13 protein-coding genes are annotated in these 12,801 nt (G+C 62.6%); 12 read left to right on the top strand and 1 reads right to left on the bottom strand.

Annotated elements, in window-relative coordinates; translation table 11 throughout:
- The first annotated feature begins 58 nt into the window (after positions 1 to 58).
- The 5 genes from XH83_RS22430 (at position 59) to XH83_RS22410 (ending at position 8,181) form a co-directional block, all read left to right on the top strand.
- The gene (locus XH83_RS22430) at positions 59 to 4,381 is read left to right on the top strand and encodes a strawberry notch-like NTP hydrolase domain-containing protein (protein WP_194402911.1); all 4,323 of its coding nucleotides are present in this window, start codon (positions 59 to 61) and stop codon (positions 4,379 to 4,381) included.
- The gene (locus tag XH83_RS22425; protein WP_194402910.1) at positions 4,381 to 5,442 is read left to right on the top strand and encodes a toprim domain-containing protein; all 1,062 of its coding nucleotides are present in this window, start codon (positions 4,381 to 4,383) and stop codon (positions 5,440 to 5,442) included. The genes XH83_RS22430 and XH83_RS22425 overlap by 1 nt, the downstream gene beginning before the upstream one ends.
- A gap of 338 nt (positions 5,443 to 5,780) precedes the next feature.
- Positions 5,781 to 6,704 (top strand): DUF2493 domain-containing protein, encoded by a 924-nt coding sequence (locus XH83_RS22420; protein WP_194402909.1) that lies wholly within the window; start codon positions 5,781 to 5,783, stop codon positions 6,702 to 6,704.
- Positions 6,701 to 7,354: a hypothetical protein gene (locus XH83_RS22415; protein ID WP_371746116.1), complete on the top strand. Its 654-nt coding sequence runs from the start codon at positions 6,701 to 6,703 to the stop codon at positions 7,352 to 7,354. The genes XH83_RS22420 and XH83_RS22415 overlap by 4 nt, the downstream gene beginning before the upstream one ends.
- Before the next feature lie 506 nt (positions 7,355 to 7,860).
- Complete coding sequence (locus XH83_RS22410; protein WP_018454792.1) at positions 7,861 to 8,181, top strand: DUF736 domain-containing protein; 321 nt, start codon at positions 7,861 to 7,863, stop codon at positions 8,179 to 8,181.
- 258 nt (positions 8,182 to 8,439) lie between these two features.
- On the opposite strand, the gene XH83_RS22405 is transcribed toward XH83_RS22410, so the two are convergent.
- A complete protein-coding gene (locus tag XH83_RS22405) occupies positions 8,440 to 8,667 on the bottom strand; it encodes a helix-turn-helix domain-containing protein (RefSeq protein WP_092215863.1) in 228 nt (75 codons plus the stop codon).
- A 230-nt stretch (positions 8,668 to 8,897) separates the two neighbouring features.
- On the opposite strand from XH83_RS22405, the gene XH83_RS39750 reads away from it, so the two are divergent.
- The 7 genes from XH83_RS39750 to XH83_RS22375 all read left to right on the top strand — a co-directional run bounded on the left by XH83_RS39750 (position 8,898) and on the right by XH83_RS22375 (position 12,689).
- Positions 8,898 to 9,170, top strand: a complete 273-nt coding sequence (locus XH83_RS39750; RefSeq protein WP_246776299.1) for a DUF2285 domain-containing protein — start codon at positions 8,898 to 8,900, stop codon at positions 9,168 to 9,170.
- Between the two features lie 165 nt (positions 9,171 to 9,335).
- Entirely contained in the window at positions 9,336 to 9,530 is a 195-nt protein-coding gene (locus XH83_RS22400; protein WP_194402908.1) for a transcriptional regulator domain-containing protein, read from the top strand.
- A gap of 79 nt (positions 9,531 to 9,609) precedes the next feature.
- Positions 9,610 to 10,107, top strand: a complete 498-nt coding sequence (locus XH83_RS22395) for a DUF2285 domain-containing protein (protein WP_194402907.1) — start codon at positions 9,610 to 9,612, stop codon at positions 10,105 to 10,107.
- A gap of 133 nt (positions 10,108 to 10,240) precedes the next feature.
- Positions 10,241 to 10,522 (top strand): AlpA family transcriptional regulator, encoded by a 282-nt coding sequence (locus XH83_RS22390; protein WP_194402906.1) that lies wholly within the window; start codon positions 10,241 to 10,243, stop codon positions 10,520 to 10,522.
- Between the two features lie 22 nt (positions 10,523 to 10,544).
- Positions 10,545 to 11,426 carry a replication initiator protein A gene (locus tag XH83_RS22385; protein WP_194402905.1) on the top strand — a complete coding sequence of 294 codons (882 nt, stop codon included), beginning with the start codon at positions 10,545 to 10,547 and terminating at the stop codon, positions 11,424 to 11,426.
- Between the two features lie 289 nt (positions 11,427 to 11,715).
- On the top strand, positions 11,716 to 12,180 hold the full coding sequence (locus XH83_RS22380; RefSeq protein ID WP_194402904.1) for a DUF2840 domain-containing protein: 465 nt from the start codon (positions 11,716 to 11,718) through the stop codon (positions 12,178 to 12,180).
- Complete coding sequence (locus tag XH83_RS22375; RefSeq protein ID WP_194402903.1) at positions 12,177 to 12,689, top strand: S26 family signal peptidase; 513 nt, start codon at positions 12,177 to 12,179, stop codon at positions 12,687 to 12,689. The genes XH83_RS22380 and XH83_RS22375 overlap by 4 nt, the downstream gene beginning before the upstream one ends.
- The last annotated feature ends 112 nt before the right edge of the window (positions 12,690 to 12,801 follow it).

Genomic DNA, 12,801 nt, shown 5'->3' with positions numbered 1-12,801 from the left:
GGTCAAAGGAGAGCGCCTGATGGTTCGACCCGTTCCCGCTCTCCCGAGAAATCTTGCCATGACCGAATCTCTCGCCGGCGGCGCTGCCGCCGCGCCGCTCTCGATGCGTGCCGCTGCCACTCTCACCTCTGCCGTCCTCAAGGCCGCCCGACAGATCTTGACGGATCTCGAACGCGGACGTCGCATCGATGCCGCCGTCCTGTGTGGCGCCATGGAGGCTGCATTCGGTGCCTCGGACGCAACCGGAGCCTGGAATTGGAAGACCGCCTATGACGTTTGCGAGGCGGCAACCGTTCTCTTCCTGCGCAAGTTCGGTCCGGCCATGCGCGCCAAGGCTGGCTCGACGGCTGCCATGCTGCCAATGCTCGCGAGAACCGCGAGCTGTCTGCCGACCCATACACGGCGTTCCGAGGACAGTCAGGCGCTTCAGCAATTCTCGACGCCGATCCCGCTTGGGCTGGCCGCATGCGCCGCGGCCGGCATTACGCCTGCCGACCGCGTTCTGGAGCCATCCGCGGGGACCGGCTTGCTCGCCATCCTTGCCGAGCTCGCCGGCGGCTCTCTGATGTTGAACGAGTTGGCCGATAGCCGAGCGGCGTTGCTAGACCATTTGTTTGCCAACATTGAGGTTACGCGGTTCGACGGCGCGCAGATCGATGATCATCTCGACGCGAGGGTAGTGCCGAGCGTCGTTCTGATGAACCCGCCGTTCTCAGCGGTGGCGAATGTCGATCGACGGATGGCGGACGCTGCTTTTCGGCACATCGCTTCGGCGCTCGCGCGTCTTTGCGACGGTGGACGCCTCGTCGCCATCGCTGGCGCGGGCCTTGCGCCGGATAACCCGGCGTGGACCGACTCCTTTGTTCGCCTCCAGGAGTGCGGACGGGTCGTGTTTTCTGCCGCGATCGACGGCGCCGTCTACGCCAAGCACGGCACTCAGACGGACACGCGGCTGCTTGTGATCGACAAGCTGCCTGCTGCCGATCCGAAGGCTTTTCCTGCCTCGCAAGGCATGGCCGGCGATGTCGCCACCTTGCTCAATTGGGTAACCCTGCATGTGCCTCCGAGGCTGCCCCTCGCCGCGCCGGTCGTGGCCGACGTCGTCAGGCGGCGTGCAATGTCTCGATCAGCTGGCGCTTCTGCATCACGCCTGTCGTCCACTTCGGAAAGTGCAGCGTCAAATGGCGTCGAACTAACGTACGAGACGGTCGAATGGTCGCCGCCGGAAGGCGCCCGGCTAACCGACGCGCTCTATGAGGAGTACGGATTGCAGTCGATCCGCATTCCCGGATCGTGCGCGCATCCGACCAAGCTCGTGCAATCCGCGGCGATGGCGTCCGTTGCGCCGCCGAAGCCGTCTTACCGGCCGCATCTGCCTTCAGGCCTGGTGGCAGATGGAGTTCTGTCGGACGCTCAGATCGAGAGCGTCATTTATGCCGGCGAGGCGCATTCCGAATTTCTCGCTGGCTCCTGGACGGTCGATACGACGTTTGATGTTGTGGCCGCCGCGCGCGACGACGCGAAGACTGCCGTCCGCTTTCGCCGCGGCTGGTTCTTGGGCGATGGCACCGGCGCGGGCAAGGGGCGGCAGGTCGCAGGGATCCTGCTCGACAATTGGCTCAAGGGCCGCCGCCGTGCGATCTGGGTCAGCAAATCCGACAAACTGATCGAAGATGCCCAGCGCGACTGGTCCGCGCTCGGTATGGAGCGACTGCTCGTTACGCCTCTATCCCGGTTTCGCCAGGGCACCCCGATCCGGCTTTCGGAAGGTATCCTTTTTGCCACCTATGCCACGCTACGCACCGACGAGCGTGGCGAGAAGCTTTCGCGTGTCGGGCAGATCGTTGAATGGTTGGGTTCTGACTTCGACGGAGTGATCGTCTTCGACGAGAGCCACGCCATGCAGAATGCGGTCGGCGGCAAGGGCGAGCGCGGCGACCAGGCGGCCTCTCAGCAGGGGCGGGCGGGCTTGAGGCTCCAGCATGCCTTACCAAACGCTCGCGTGATTTACGTGTCGGCGACGGGCGCTACCACGGTCCACAACCTCGCTTATGCCCAGCGCCTCGGCCTTTGGGGCGGCGCCGATTTCCCATTCGCCACACGCGCCGAGTTCGTTGAGGCAATCGAGGAGGGTGGAGTTGCGGCAATGGAGGTGCTGGCGCGCGACCTCAAGGCGCTCGGTCTCTACGCTGCCCGCTCATTGTCCTATGAGGGCGTCGAGTACGAACTCGCTGAACACCAGCTTACGCCGGAACAGGTTCGCATCTACGACGCCTATGCCGACGCGTTCAGCATCATCCATAATAATCTCGACGCGGCGATGCGGGCCGCCAACATCACCGGCGAAACTGGAACGCTGAACGGGCAGGCAAAATCCGCGGCCCGATCCGCCTTCGAGAGCGCCAAACAGCGCTTCTTCGGCCATCTGCTGACCTCGATGAAGACGCCGTCGCTCATCCGATCGATCGACCGCGATCTCGACGCCGGCCATGCCGCTGTCATCCAGATTGTCTCAACGGGCGAAGCGCTGATGGAGCGCCGGCTCGCCGAGATCCCGACCGAAGATTGGGGCGACGTCCAGGTCGACATCACCCCGCGCGAGTATGTGCTCGACTATCTCGCCCATTCCTTTCCGGTCCAGCTCTACGAGCCCTTTACCGACTCGGAGGGCAACCTGTGCTCTCGGCCTGTCTATCGCGATGGCCAGCCGGTTGAGAGCCGGGAAGCCGTAACACGACGTGGCCGCCTCATCGAGAAACTCGCCTCGCTGCCTCCGGTACCCGGCGCGCTGGATCAAATAGTGCAGCGCTTCGGCACCGACATGGTCGCCGAAGTGACCGGCCGCTCGCGCCGCATCATCCGCAAGGACGACCGGTTGGTGGTCGAAAACCGCGCCGGTTCGGCCAATCTCGCTGAGACCTCGGCCTTCATGGACGACGTCAAGCGCATCCTCGTGTTCTCCGACGCGGGCGGCACGGGGAGGAGCTACCATGCCGAGTTGTCGGCGCGGAATCGCCGCTTGCGGGTTCATTACCTGCTTGAGCCCGGCTGGAAGGCCGATGCCGCGATCCAGGGGCTCGGCCGCACAAACCGGACCAATCAGGCACAGCCGCCGCTGTTTCGTCCCGTCGCGACAGACGTGAAGGCCGAAAAGCGCTTTCTCAGCACCATTGCCCGCCGGCTCGATACGTTGGGAGCCATTACGCGCGGCCAACGTCAGACCGGAGGACAGGGCCTGTTCCGGCCCGAAGACAATCTCGAAAGCCAGTACGGACGTGATGCGTTGCGTCAGCTCTACACGCTGCTCGCGCGAGGCAAGGTCGACGGCTGCTCGCTTGGGAGGTTCGAGGATGCGACCGGTCTGAAGCTCATGGATGCCAATGGGCTCAGGGATGACCTGCCGCCGATCACGACCTTTCTGAACAGGTTATTGGCGCTCACCATTGACCTACAGAATGTGCTGTTCACCGCCTTCGAGCAGCTCTTGACCGCTCGGATCGAAGGCGCGGTTGCATCCGGCACCTACGACGTGGGGTTGGAAACCCTCCGTGCCGAGAGCTTTGTCGTCACCGACCGGCGGACGATCTATGACCATCCGGGGACCGGCGCCGAGACCCGGCTGCTCACGGTCGCCCAGCGCCAGCGCAATCATCCGGTGAGTCTGGATGATGCTCTTGCTCGTCTTTCCGATCGTCAGGCCGTCCTGCTCGTCAATGAGCGCTCGGGACGAGCCGCCGTGCAGGTCCCCGCGGCGAGCGTCATGCTCGATGACGGCGAGATCGAGCGGCGCGTCCGTCTGATCCGGCCGATGGACCAGCACACGGTCCCCTTGACCACCATGGCCGAAAGTCATTGGGACGAAGCGGATCGTAAACGCTTTGCCTCGACCTGGCTGGCGGAGCTTGCCGAGGTGCCCGAGTTCACGGAAAGCACGATCCACGTTGTGGCGGGCTTGCTGTTACCGATCTGGAAGCGGTTGCCGAACGAGTCGACCCGCGTCTATCGGCTCCAAACCGATGCGGGCGAACGCATCATCGGACGCAAGGTCTCTGCTGTCTGGGTCGCAAGCGTCCTTGCGGCGGACGCGCCTTCGCTGACGCCGGATGCTGCATTTGCCGCGCTGGTGGAAGGACGGACCGTCCTCGATCTAACGGAGGGGCTCCAGCTTCGTCGAGTCCGGGTGATGGGTGCATATCGCATCGAGCTGTCGGGATTCAACGACACGATGCGCGATCGCCTCCGTGCTTACGGCCTCTTTGGGGAGATCATCTCCTGGAAGCTGCGCATGTTCGTACCCACGGATGCGAGCGGCATTGAGGTCCTGTCGAGGGTGCTCGACACCTATCCGGTTACGGGCGTCAGTGAGCGGGAGGCCGCGTGATGTCCGGCGATGTCTCCGAGCTGGCACGCCGCCTCGCGCGCGAGGCCGAGGCGGTGTGCCGACACTATCTCCCCAATGGTAAGCGGGCGGGGCGCTACTGGGTGGTTGGCGACGTCCACAACACCCCGGGCCGCTCGTTATTTGTGCGGCTCCAGGAATCGCCGAAGGGCCCAGCCGGCAAATGGACCGATGCCGCGACCGGGGGGCATGGCGATCTCCTCGACATCATCCGCGAAAGCCTTGCCTTGCGAGACTTCCGCGAGGTCGCCGAGGAGGCGAGGCGCTTTCTGAAGCTGCCTCGTTCTGAGGAGCAATCACTCCCGAGACCCGTTCGTCCAGTCGTGCCGGCCGGATCGCAAGAAGCCGCCCGTCGACTTTTTGCGATATCCGGTCCGATCGAAGGGACGTTGGTGGAAACGTATTTGCAACGTCGTGGAATAAGCCAAATCCACCATGGTGGTAGCCTGCGCTTCCACCCACGTTGCTACTACCGACCGGACGAGCATTTGCCGACTGAAACCTGGCCGGCGATGATAGGCTCTGTCACGGACCTTGAGGGACGGATCACGGGCGTGCATCGCACCTGGCTAGATCCACACGGCTTTGATCGCGTGCGGCTCGGCAAGGCCCCGATCGACACGCCACGACGGGCCATGGGCGACCTGCTTGGTAACGCCGTTCGCTTCGGCGTGGTGGACGACGTGCTCGCTGCGGGCGAGGGGATCGAGACCATGCTGTCGCTGCGTTATGTACTGCCGACCTTGCCTATGACCGCTGCTCTCTCGGCCAATCACCTCTCAGCCATGTTGCTGCCGTCTGGCCTACGCCGACTCTATATCGCCCGTGACGCAGATGCCGCCGGAGATGCCGTACAAGCTATTCTCACCCAGCGCGCAGAAGCCGCCGGCATTGAAGCGATTGCATTGTCGCCCCGGCTGGGCGACTTCAACGAAGATCTGCACATTTTCGGCCTCGAGGCCCTCCGAGCAGCGTTGCGACTTCAACTCGTACCGGAGGACGTCGTCCGTTTCCTGCATTCGTCGATGGCAACCGCGGAATAGCCCCGGCAATTCGATGGGCGTCGACAGGTCGGTCGCGGTGCGGCCACTGCCGGAAGAGGACGCGACCACGGCCTTCTAGAGGGCGATCGGACGGCAAGCGGCTCGGGCCGGCAATGGCTGCGTCCGGCTATTTTCCGCCGCGCGCCGGCGACGAGAAAACACATTAGCCATCTGGCGAGCGCGCTTTGCATCGCGAAGCAAAATAGCCGGCCTCCGCCATCCTCCGCTGCGCTTCGGCCCTCCGCTCTGCTCCGGCTTCTGGCCCGTTCCGCCTGCTGTCTGAGTGATCGCCACGAAGGCCGCGATGGTCGCGGCCGATCCGGCAAAGGATCGCCTCCATGACCGACCACGATGACATCGAACCGCCGCACGCCGCATCTGCGACCGAACACGTTCTTACCGAATTGCAGCTCTTCGGTTACCGCCCCTTCGACGACCAGCCCGATCCACGGCCGCTCCCCGAGGGCAGGATCATTACCGGTGCCGTCGCTGACATCTTCGATGCCCTGGTCGCCACATTGAGCGACACGCGGCTCGAGCCGGACCTTGACGATCTGCTCTGGTCGACTGTCAACCTGTTCCATCGTGCCGTCGACCGCATCGGTCGCCAACTCGACGACAACGAACAGGCGCAACAGAAGAGTCAGCGCGAGCAGAACGGTTCCGAAGTTCGATCCGTCGAACTCGAGCGCATCACGGCGGAAGGCATCACGCTGATTGAGCGCCGCAACTGTCTGGAGCTCTTCCGTGATCACGCCATAGAGCGCTTCGAGACTCACACCGGCTCATTCTGGCGCCCCCGATCGGGATCGCTGGTGAACCATCGTACGCTGACCGCAGCGATGATCGACTCCCGCGACTTCATCGCGGCCAAGCGCCGCGCCGAGACCGAGGTCATGCTGCCCGCTGGGCCGAAGATCGCACTCACCGGAGGGCTCGACTTCAACGACCATCATCTGATCTGGGATCGCCTCGACAAGGTTCACGCCAAGCATCCCGACATGGTCCTGCTCCACGGCGGCTCACCGAAGGGGGCCGAATTTATCGCCTCCAAATGGGCGACCACTCGTAAGGTGGCTCAGATCGCCTTCAAGCCCGACTGGACGAAACATGCCAAGGCAGCACCGTTCAAGCGCAACGATGCCATGCTCGAACTGCTGCCGATCGGCGTTATGCACTTCCCGGGCACGGGCATCCAGGACAACCTCGCCGACAAGGCGAAGCGGCTCGGCATCCCCGTCTGGAGGTTCGGCGGCGCGTGAGCGCCGTCTTCTCGACTGAAGTCTTTGAGGCGAAATTGCTAACGCCGCAACTCCGCCTCGTTTCGGTCTCATATCCAAAGTTGCGCCGTGGTGGTGGTGGAAGGCGCAACTGGTACATCTATGCACATGGAGCCACCACCATGCTCGCTATTTGGCTTGTTCTCAACACACTCGGCATCGGCCTGTTCTGCTGGGCGATTTTCGCGCTCGCAGTGTATGCCCTGCCGTTTTTCGTCGCGCTGAGTATCGGGATGACTGCGTTGCAGACCGGCACTGGTGTCGTCGCCGCGCTTCTTGTCGGGACGGCCGGCGGCGCGCTGACGCTCGTCCTCGGCCAGATCGCCGTCGCTGTTACTCGGTCCTTGGCCTTGCGCATCGCGATCGCGACAACATTTGCTGTTCCCGCCGCGGTCGCCGGCTATCATGTGGTCTTCGCCCTGTCCCCGATCGGGGTGCCTTCGCTGGTTTGGCGAGAGGTCTTCGCTTGCCTAGGCGCGGTTTGCATTGGCCTCACGTCGTGGATGCGCTCATTCGTTTTGGCGGAGACCCGCCCCTTCGAGCCGGGTGGTGTGGTGGAGAGCCGTCCTAACCAGTTCTTACGGCCGAAAGCTGACCGTCTACCGCCTTCATCGTCGAACAGGTTCGCATAGTTCGGCGCGCTGAATGGGAGATGATCGAGACCTGAGCGCGGGAGAGGCAGTCCTGCTCGGAACTCCTCGATCAAGCTGCCGGCATTCGGTCCGGCCCACGCAGCCGCGGCAGAGCGATCTTACCTCGATCGGTTCTTTGGAGGCGATGCCGCCCTTTGCAGGAGATTGTTTCTCTTTCCGCGCTGAATCGTTCCGATCCCTTGTTCATCAAAACCGAGATAGCCACGCTTCTCCAGAGTTGTGGTTCAGCACGCGGACGCACGTGGCCTCGTTGATGGCTTGATCTGGCCGAAGACCGGCTTTGCCTCGATCGTCTGAGCCGCAACGCCGTTGATGCGACTTTCTTCCCCTGGGCTTCGCCCATTCCTCGCGAGACAAGAAAGTCGCCGCAACGACGTCCTCCGCTGCGCTCCGGCCCGGACGGGTGCGTCGCCGATCGTCCTCGGCCCTAGATCGCCATCGAGGCCGCGGTGGTCGCGGGCTCGAAACACAACAGGAGAAGTGACATGGCTAACATCGGTTCTTTCAAGAAGGTCGGCAACGATTTCCAGGGCGAGATCGTCACCCTGAGCCTGCAAGCCAAGGGCGTCCGTATCGTCGCCGAGACGAACCGGTCCAACGACAACGCGCCCAGCCACCGCATCTACGTGGGCCGGGCCGAGATCGGGGCGGCCTGGTCGAAGCGCTCCGAGGAGGGCCGCGACTACCTCTCGCTCAAGCTCGACGATCCCTCGTTCAACGCGCCGATCTACGCGAACCTGTTCGACGACGAAGGCGGCGAGGGCTACACCCTCCTCTGGTCGCGGCCGCGAAAGAACGGCGAGTAAGCGCGCCTCACCAAGCCCCGTCCGGTCCGCCGGGCGGGGCTTTCCAAATCCTCCCTCGGCCGATGATCGAGCGTTGAACCACTGTGCTAGGTACTTGCTGCCGATCTGAGCAAAACTTCGCTTGATGGCGCGCTCGGCGTGTCCTTTGGAACACGCCTGTTCGAGACCTGCTCGACGCCGCTCCAGCAAGCTGGATCGCCAGTCGTAACGCGTGTCCACATCGCGACTTCCCGGGTCGCGGGCCCGGCTCAGGGAAGGTCAGGACCGAGCTTTGGACACCTTCTCCTCAAGCAGATCTGCTGGCCTGACCCCCAACGCTTGGGCAATCTGCCAGATTGTGAGCAGTGTCGCGTTTTGAAGCCCTCGCTCCATGCTGCTCACGAAGGCCCGGTCAACGCCCATGCGTTCCGCTACGGCCTCTTGGCTCAAGCCAAGGGCGAGTCGAAATCGGCGCGCGTTTGCTCCAAAGACCTTGCGAATGTCCATCCGCAGGATAGGAAGCAATCGCGTATTTTGGCGCTACGTGTTATAATACGCGGACCTGGCTGTTTAGGGTCTCTGACGGAGCTCTAATTAAGGAAAATATTGGAAATGCCGCTTCTAGAACGCTCGCCCGAGGAGGTGGCATGCCATATGCTGCAGCAGGGAATTCTTCGAGCCGGCGAGGCTGGCGCCTCGCCATTTGATTTTGAATCTTGCGCATATTGTCGTCTCTGATGTCGAAGCCGCCGCTAGATCCTGACGTCGCGGATGTCGCGCCGAATGAGCCGGCGCTGACTGCCTATGACGAACAGCATGTCGTCACGTACGTTCGCCTTCTGCAGGCGGAAGGTGAGGGGGCGGACTGGCGCGAAGTGGCTCGAGTGGTCTTGCATATGGACCCCGAGCGAGAGCCAGACCGTGCGCGAAGCGCATATCAGAGTCATCTTGCGCGCGCCAAATGGGTGACTGAACAGGGCCGCCTATTACGTGGCAGGGGCTCCAAGTAGAAGAAAATAGCCGGCTGCCGACTTGCCGGCAGAACTATTTTCTTTTGCTGACGGGTGGTCATTCCGGGGCACCACGTGGTGCCAAACTAGGGGCTTCCTACAACCGCTTCGTTCATACCTATTGCGCCGCAATCGTTGTTAGCTGCGTGCAATGGGGCGGAAGCAATGCCTGAATTCGACTGGCGGTCGCCGGAATCCTACAAGAGCCTACAAGACGCCGAAATCACCGACATCGCCTGGGAATGCCTCCGCCGCAATGCGGACTATCGACGCGACTTTGAGGCGATGATCGCCAACAGTCCGGATGGCGAAGTGACGCCAGAGTTCAGGAGGAGGTGGGGCCTCTGCTTTCGCCCATGACCCGCAGAGGTCCTTCGACGAGCAGACGATCTTTTGGGCGCCAGAGGTTTTAGCGGCGGTCGTTCCGGTCAAGGTCGCAGTGCCTGAAGACGGCGGGGCGCCGTCTCAGCCACTGCTCGACCTTACAGCTGGCCAGGTGCGCCGCGCTGTCGACGGCTGGCATGCCGTGCTGCGCATCGGTTCAGTGGATCACCGCATTTGGTCCAAAGAGCCGCCGGTGCTCGGCGCGTCATACGCAGCCGAACTGCCGTTTAATGGCGATTTCGACGCACGTGCGTATGCAGCCCGACGGCTATGGCGCGCGATGAATGGACGCGCGCCAGGTCCTGCATTTCACACACTATCTAAACAGCGGCGCGAACGCCTGAGCGCTGCGATCCGCGCGCTCGATGCGCATAGCGCCGGCGGCAGTTATCGCGTTATCGCCGAAGCCCTCTTCGGCAAAAAGCGTATCCCCGATCGCGCCTGGAAGACGCATGATCTGCGCAATCGAACGATCCGCCTGGTGCAAGGCGGCCTCGCGTTGATGCGCGGCGGTTACCGCAAACTTCTGCGGCCCGGGCGCAAGGACGAGTAGTGCCGCCCCGGAGGGATGCCGAAAATGGCCTCCTGAAACTTCGGCATCCCCCTCCGACAACCTGCTTCTCCATGATGACCGCACACACGCTGGCGCCGCCACGCGTTGTGCGCTGTCATCCTGGAGTCCTCAAATGTCCGATCCGATGGCCGGTCTACCCCCGCGCTTCCTGCGTACCCCGGAGGCCGCGCGTTACCTTGGCCTCTCCGGCCGCACGCTGGAGAAGCACCGCACGTACGGCACTGGACCAACATACCGGAAGATTGGCGGACGTGTCGTCTACGCCGTCGATGACCTGAAAGCGTGGGCCGACCGCGGCACCAAGACGTCGACATCCGATCCCGGCAAAGGGACCGTGCTGCCCGCCAAGAAGCATCCGGCCCTGCGTCCCTACGCAGGTCAGGAACGTCGCTAATAGCCGCGTGAGAGCAGTGACTATGCGGCGCAAACACCATTCCGAGCGCGATCAGCTTGAGCTCTTCCGGGCGCTACCCGGCGATCTTGCGCCCCGCGATGCGCAGGATCTAATGGCATATCCGTTCTTTTCGCTGGCAAAGACCAAGCGAATTGTGCCGATCGATTTCCGTGCGGGTGCGATCGCAATTCGTGTTGAAGCGGTGCCGGAACACGGCATGGCGACCATCTGGGATGCAGACGTTCTGATTTGGGCCGCGTCCCAGATTGTCGAAGCCCGTGACGCAGGCTTGAAGACCTCGCGCCTGATGGCTGCAACGCCTTACGAGATTTTGACGTTTGTGGGCCGCGGCACCAGCGCACGTGACTATGACCGCCTGAAGGCTGGTCTTGACAGACTTCAGTCAACGACCGTGCTGACGTCGATCCGTCAGCCGGCAGAACGACGGCGACACCGCTTCTCCTGGATCAACGAATGGAAGGAGACGGCCGATGCAAACGGTCGTCCATTTGGGATCGAGCTGATCCTGCCGGATTGGTTCTACGCTGGCGTCATCGATGAAGCGCTCGTGCTGACGATCGATCGTGCCTATTTCGAGCTCACGGGCGGGCTTGAGCGGTGGCTCTATCGGCTCGTGCGCAAGCATGGCGGCCGCCAGGACAGCGGCTGGAGCTTTGATCTTCTGCACCTCCATGCCAAGTCCGGCATCCTCTCGCCGCTTAAGCATTTTGCTTACGACGTCCGCCAGATCGTCCAGCGTCAGACATTGCCCGGCTATCAGCTTGTGCTCACGCGCGATCCGAACGGCACGGAGCGGCTGAACTTCGCTCCGACGCCTGTTGCTCCCTTAACGGCACGCCTGCGCCGGCGCGGTCTCGTTCAAAATTCGGAGGACAACCTGTGAATCAGCTCGTGCTATCGGGGACCGCAACCCTCGTGCTATCGGGGACCCGATCCTCGTGCTATCGGGGACCGGAATCGAGCTTAAGAGCTTGTTTCTCCGTGCTTTCCAGCCCCTCTAACTTTACTAACCAGAAATCCTTCGGATTTCTTCTAACGGACCAGACGACCAGCCGCATTAGAGGTGACTTGCAGCGGGGGGCCGTCAATCCTGCTCGCCGGCAGAAGCCATGCCAGTTCTTCGCTGGCCCCAACGCTCACCGCACTCCGTTCCAGAATCCGGGAGTGGTCGCATGAGCGATCTCACCGAAGTGGAGGTTCTGTGGCTCGAGAAGCGTATTGAAAACCGCATTCGGTTCGGTCGCATTGTCAAAGAAAGGAAGCTTGATGGGCGCCGGCGTGTCCTGTCATTCGCGCCCGGCAGCATCTTTGCCTTCGTCCGATGGACTTCCAACGACTTTGGCACGATCATTTCGCGGATCGACATCTTGCGCGCGGTCGCCCCGGGACAGCGCTGCTCGACGGTTCCTTATGTGACACCCGGCGGAGAGATTTTGCTGCGTCTGTCCGGCTGGCCGAAGGTCGAGCGAGTGCTGCAAATAACCGATGCCATTGAGGCACTCGGCATCGATCCAGCTGATGTCGCTCCTGATCATTGGCATCACGTTCATAACCGCCTGTCCGTCAACGAAAGCCCGCGGCCGTATACGAAAGCGCGCCATCAGGCCTGGCTTCATCGCCAAAAGGTGATGCGATGACGGGCCGCCTCATGATGCTGGCCGTGACGATTGGGGTCGCTGCCGCGCTCATCGCGACGATCGTCCTGGAGCCGCTTCCGCTTTACATCTGGAACGCAACCGCCAGCGTGCCGATAGGTCTCTACCGCCTCCGACCGGCGGACAAATTCCAAGTCACTGAATTGGTCGCGGTGCAGCCGCCGGAACCGCTTGCGACTTTCCTCGACCTTAACGGCTATTTGCCCGTCGGTGTCCCCATGCTCAAGCGAGTCTTGGCGCTACCAGGGCAGACGGTTTGCAGGAGCGGGCTCACGATTTTGGTCGATACCATCGCGGTGGGCGAAGCGCGGGATCGCGATGGACGCGGCCGGCCGCTGCCGAAATGGCAGGGCTGCCGCGTCGTCGGCGACGACGACCTATTTCTGATGAACTGGCAGTCGGACGAATCTCTTGATGGCCGGTATTTTGGATTTCTTCCGGCATCTAGCGTGATCGGTCGTGCGATACCGGTGTGGACGTGGGAGGAGTGATCGTGTGTATTCGACGTGCTCTCCTTGCCGTTCCCGTGTTCGATCGATTGCGGGATCATTCCTCCATCTCGATAGGTGTCTGCAAGGCTGGCGCAAGCCCGACCGGGTGCTT

The sequence above is a fragment of the Bradyrhizobium sp. CCBAU 53351 genome, from assembly GCF_015291745.1.
In the GTDB taxonomy this organism is placed as follows: Bacteria; Pseudomonadota; Alphaproteobacteria; order Rhizobiales; family Xanthobacteraceae; genus Bradyrhizobium.
The sequence above is the reverse complement of the archived record's forward strand: the minus strand, read 5'-3'. Positions and strand labels throughout refer to the sequence as shown.

Bases quoted from the DNA above. Each gene is read 5' to 3' on its own strand.
- XH83_RS22430 (WP_194402911.1), top strand. From the start codon at position 59: ATGACCGAATCTCTCGCCGGCGGCGCTGCCGCCGCGCCGCTCTCGATG.
- XH83_RS22425 (WP_194402910.1), top strand. From the start codon at position 4,381: ATGTCCGGCGATGTCTCCGAGCTGGCACGCCGCCTCGCGCGCGAGGCC.
- XH83_RS22420 (WP_194402909.1), top strand. From the start codon at position 5,781: ATGACCGACCACGATGACATCGAACCGCCGCACGCCGCATCTGCGACC.
- XH83_RS22410 (WP_018454792.1), top strand. From the start codon at position 7,861: ATGGCTAACATCGGTTCTTTCAAGAAGGTCGGCAACGATTTCCAGGGC.
- XH83_RS22405 (WP_092215863.1), bottom strand. From the start codon at position 8,667: ATGGACATTCGCAAGGTCTTTGGAGCAAACGCGCGCCGATTTCGACTC.
- XH83_RS39750 (WP_246776299.1), top strand. From the start codon at position 8,898: ATGTCGAAGCCGCCGCTAGATCCTGACGTCGCGGATGTCGCGCCGAAT.
- XH83_RS22400 (WP_194402908.1), top strand. From the start codon at position 9,336: ATGCCTGAATTCGACTGGCGGTCGCCGGAATCCTACAAGAGCCTACAA.
- XH83_RS22390 (WP_194402906.1), top strand. From the start codon at position 10,241: ATGTCCGATCCGATGGCCGGTCTACCCCCGCGCTTCCTGCGTACCCCG.
- XH83_RS22385 (WP_194402905.1), top strand. From the start codon at position 10,545: ATGCGGCGCAAACACCATTCCGAGCGCGATCAGCTTGAGCTCTTCCGG.
- XH83_RS22380 (WP_194402904.1), top strand. From the start codon at position 11,716: ATGAGCGATCTCACCGAAGTGGAGGTTCTGTGGCTCGAGAAGCGTATT.
- XH83_RS22375 (WP_194402903.1), top strand. From the start codon at position 12,177: ATGACGGGCCGCCTCATGATGCTGGCCGTGACGATTGGGGTCGCTGCC.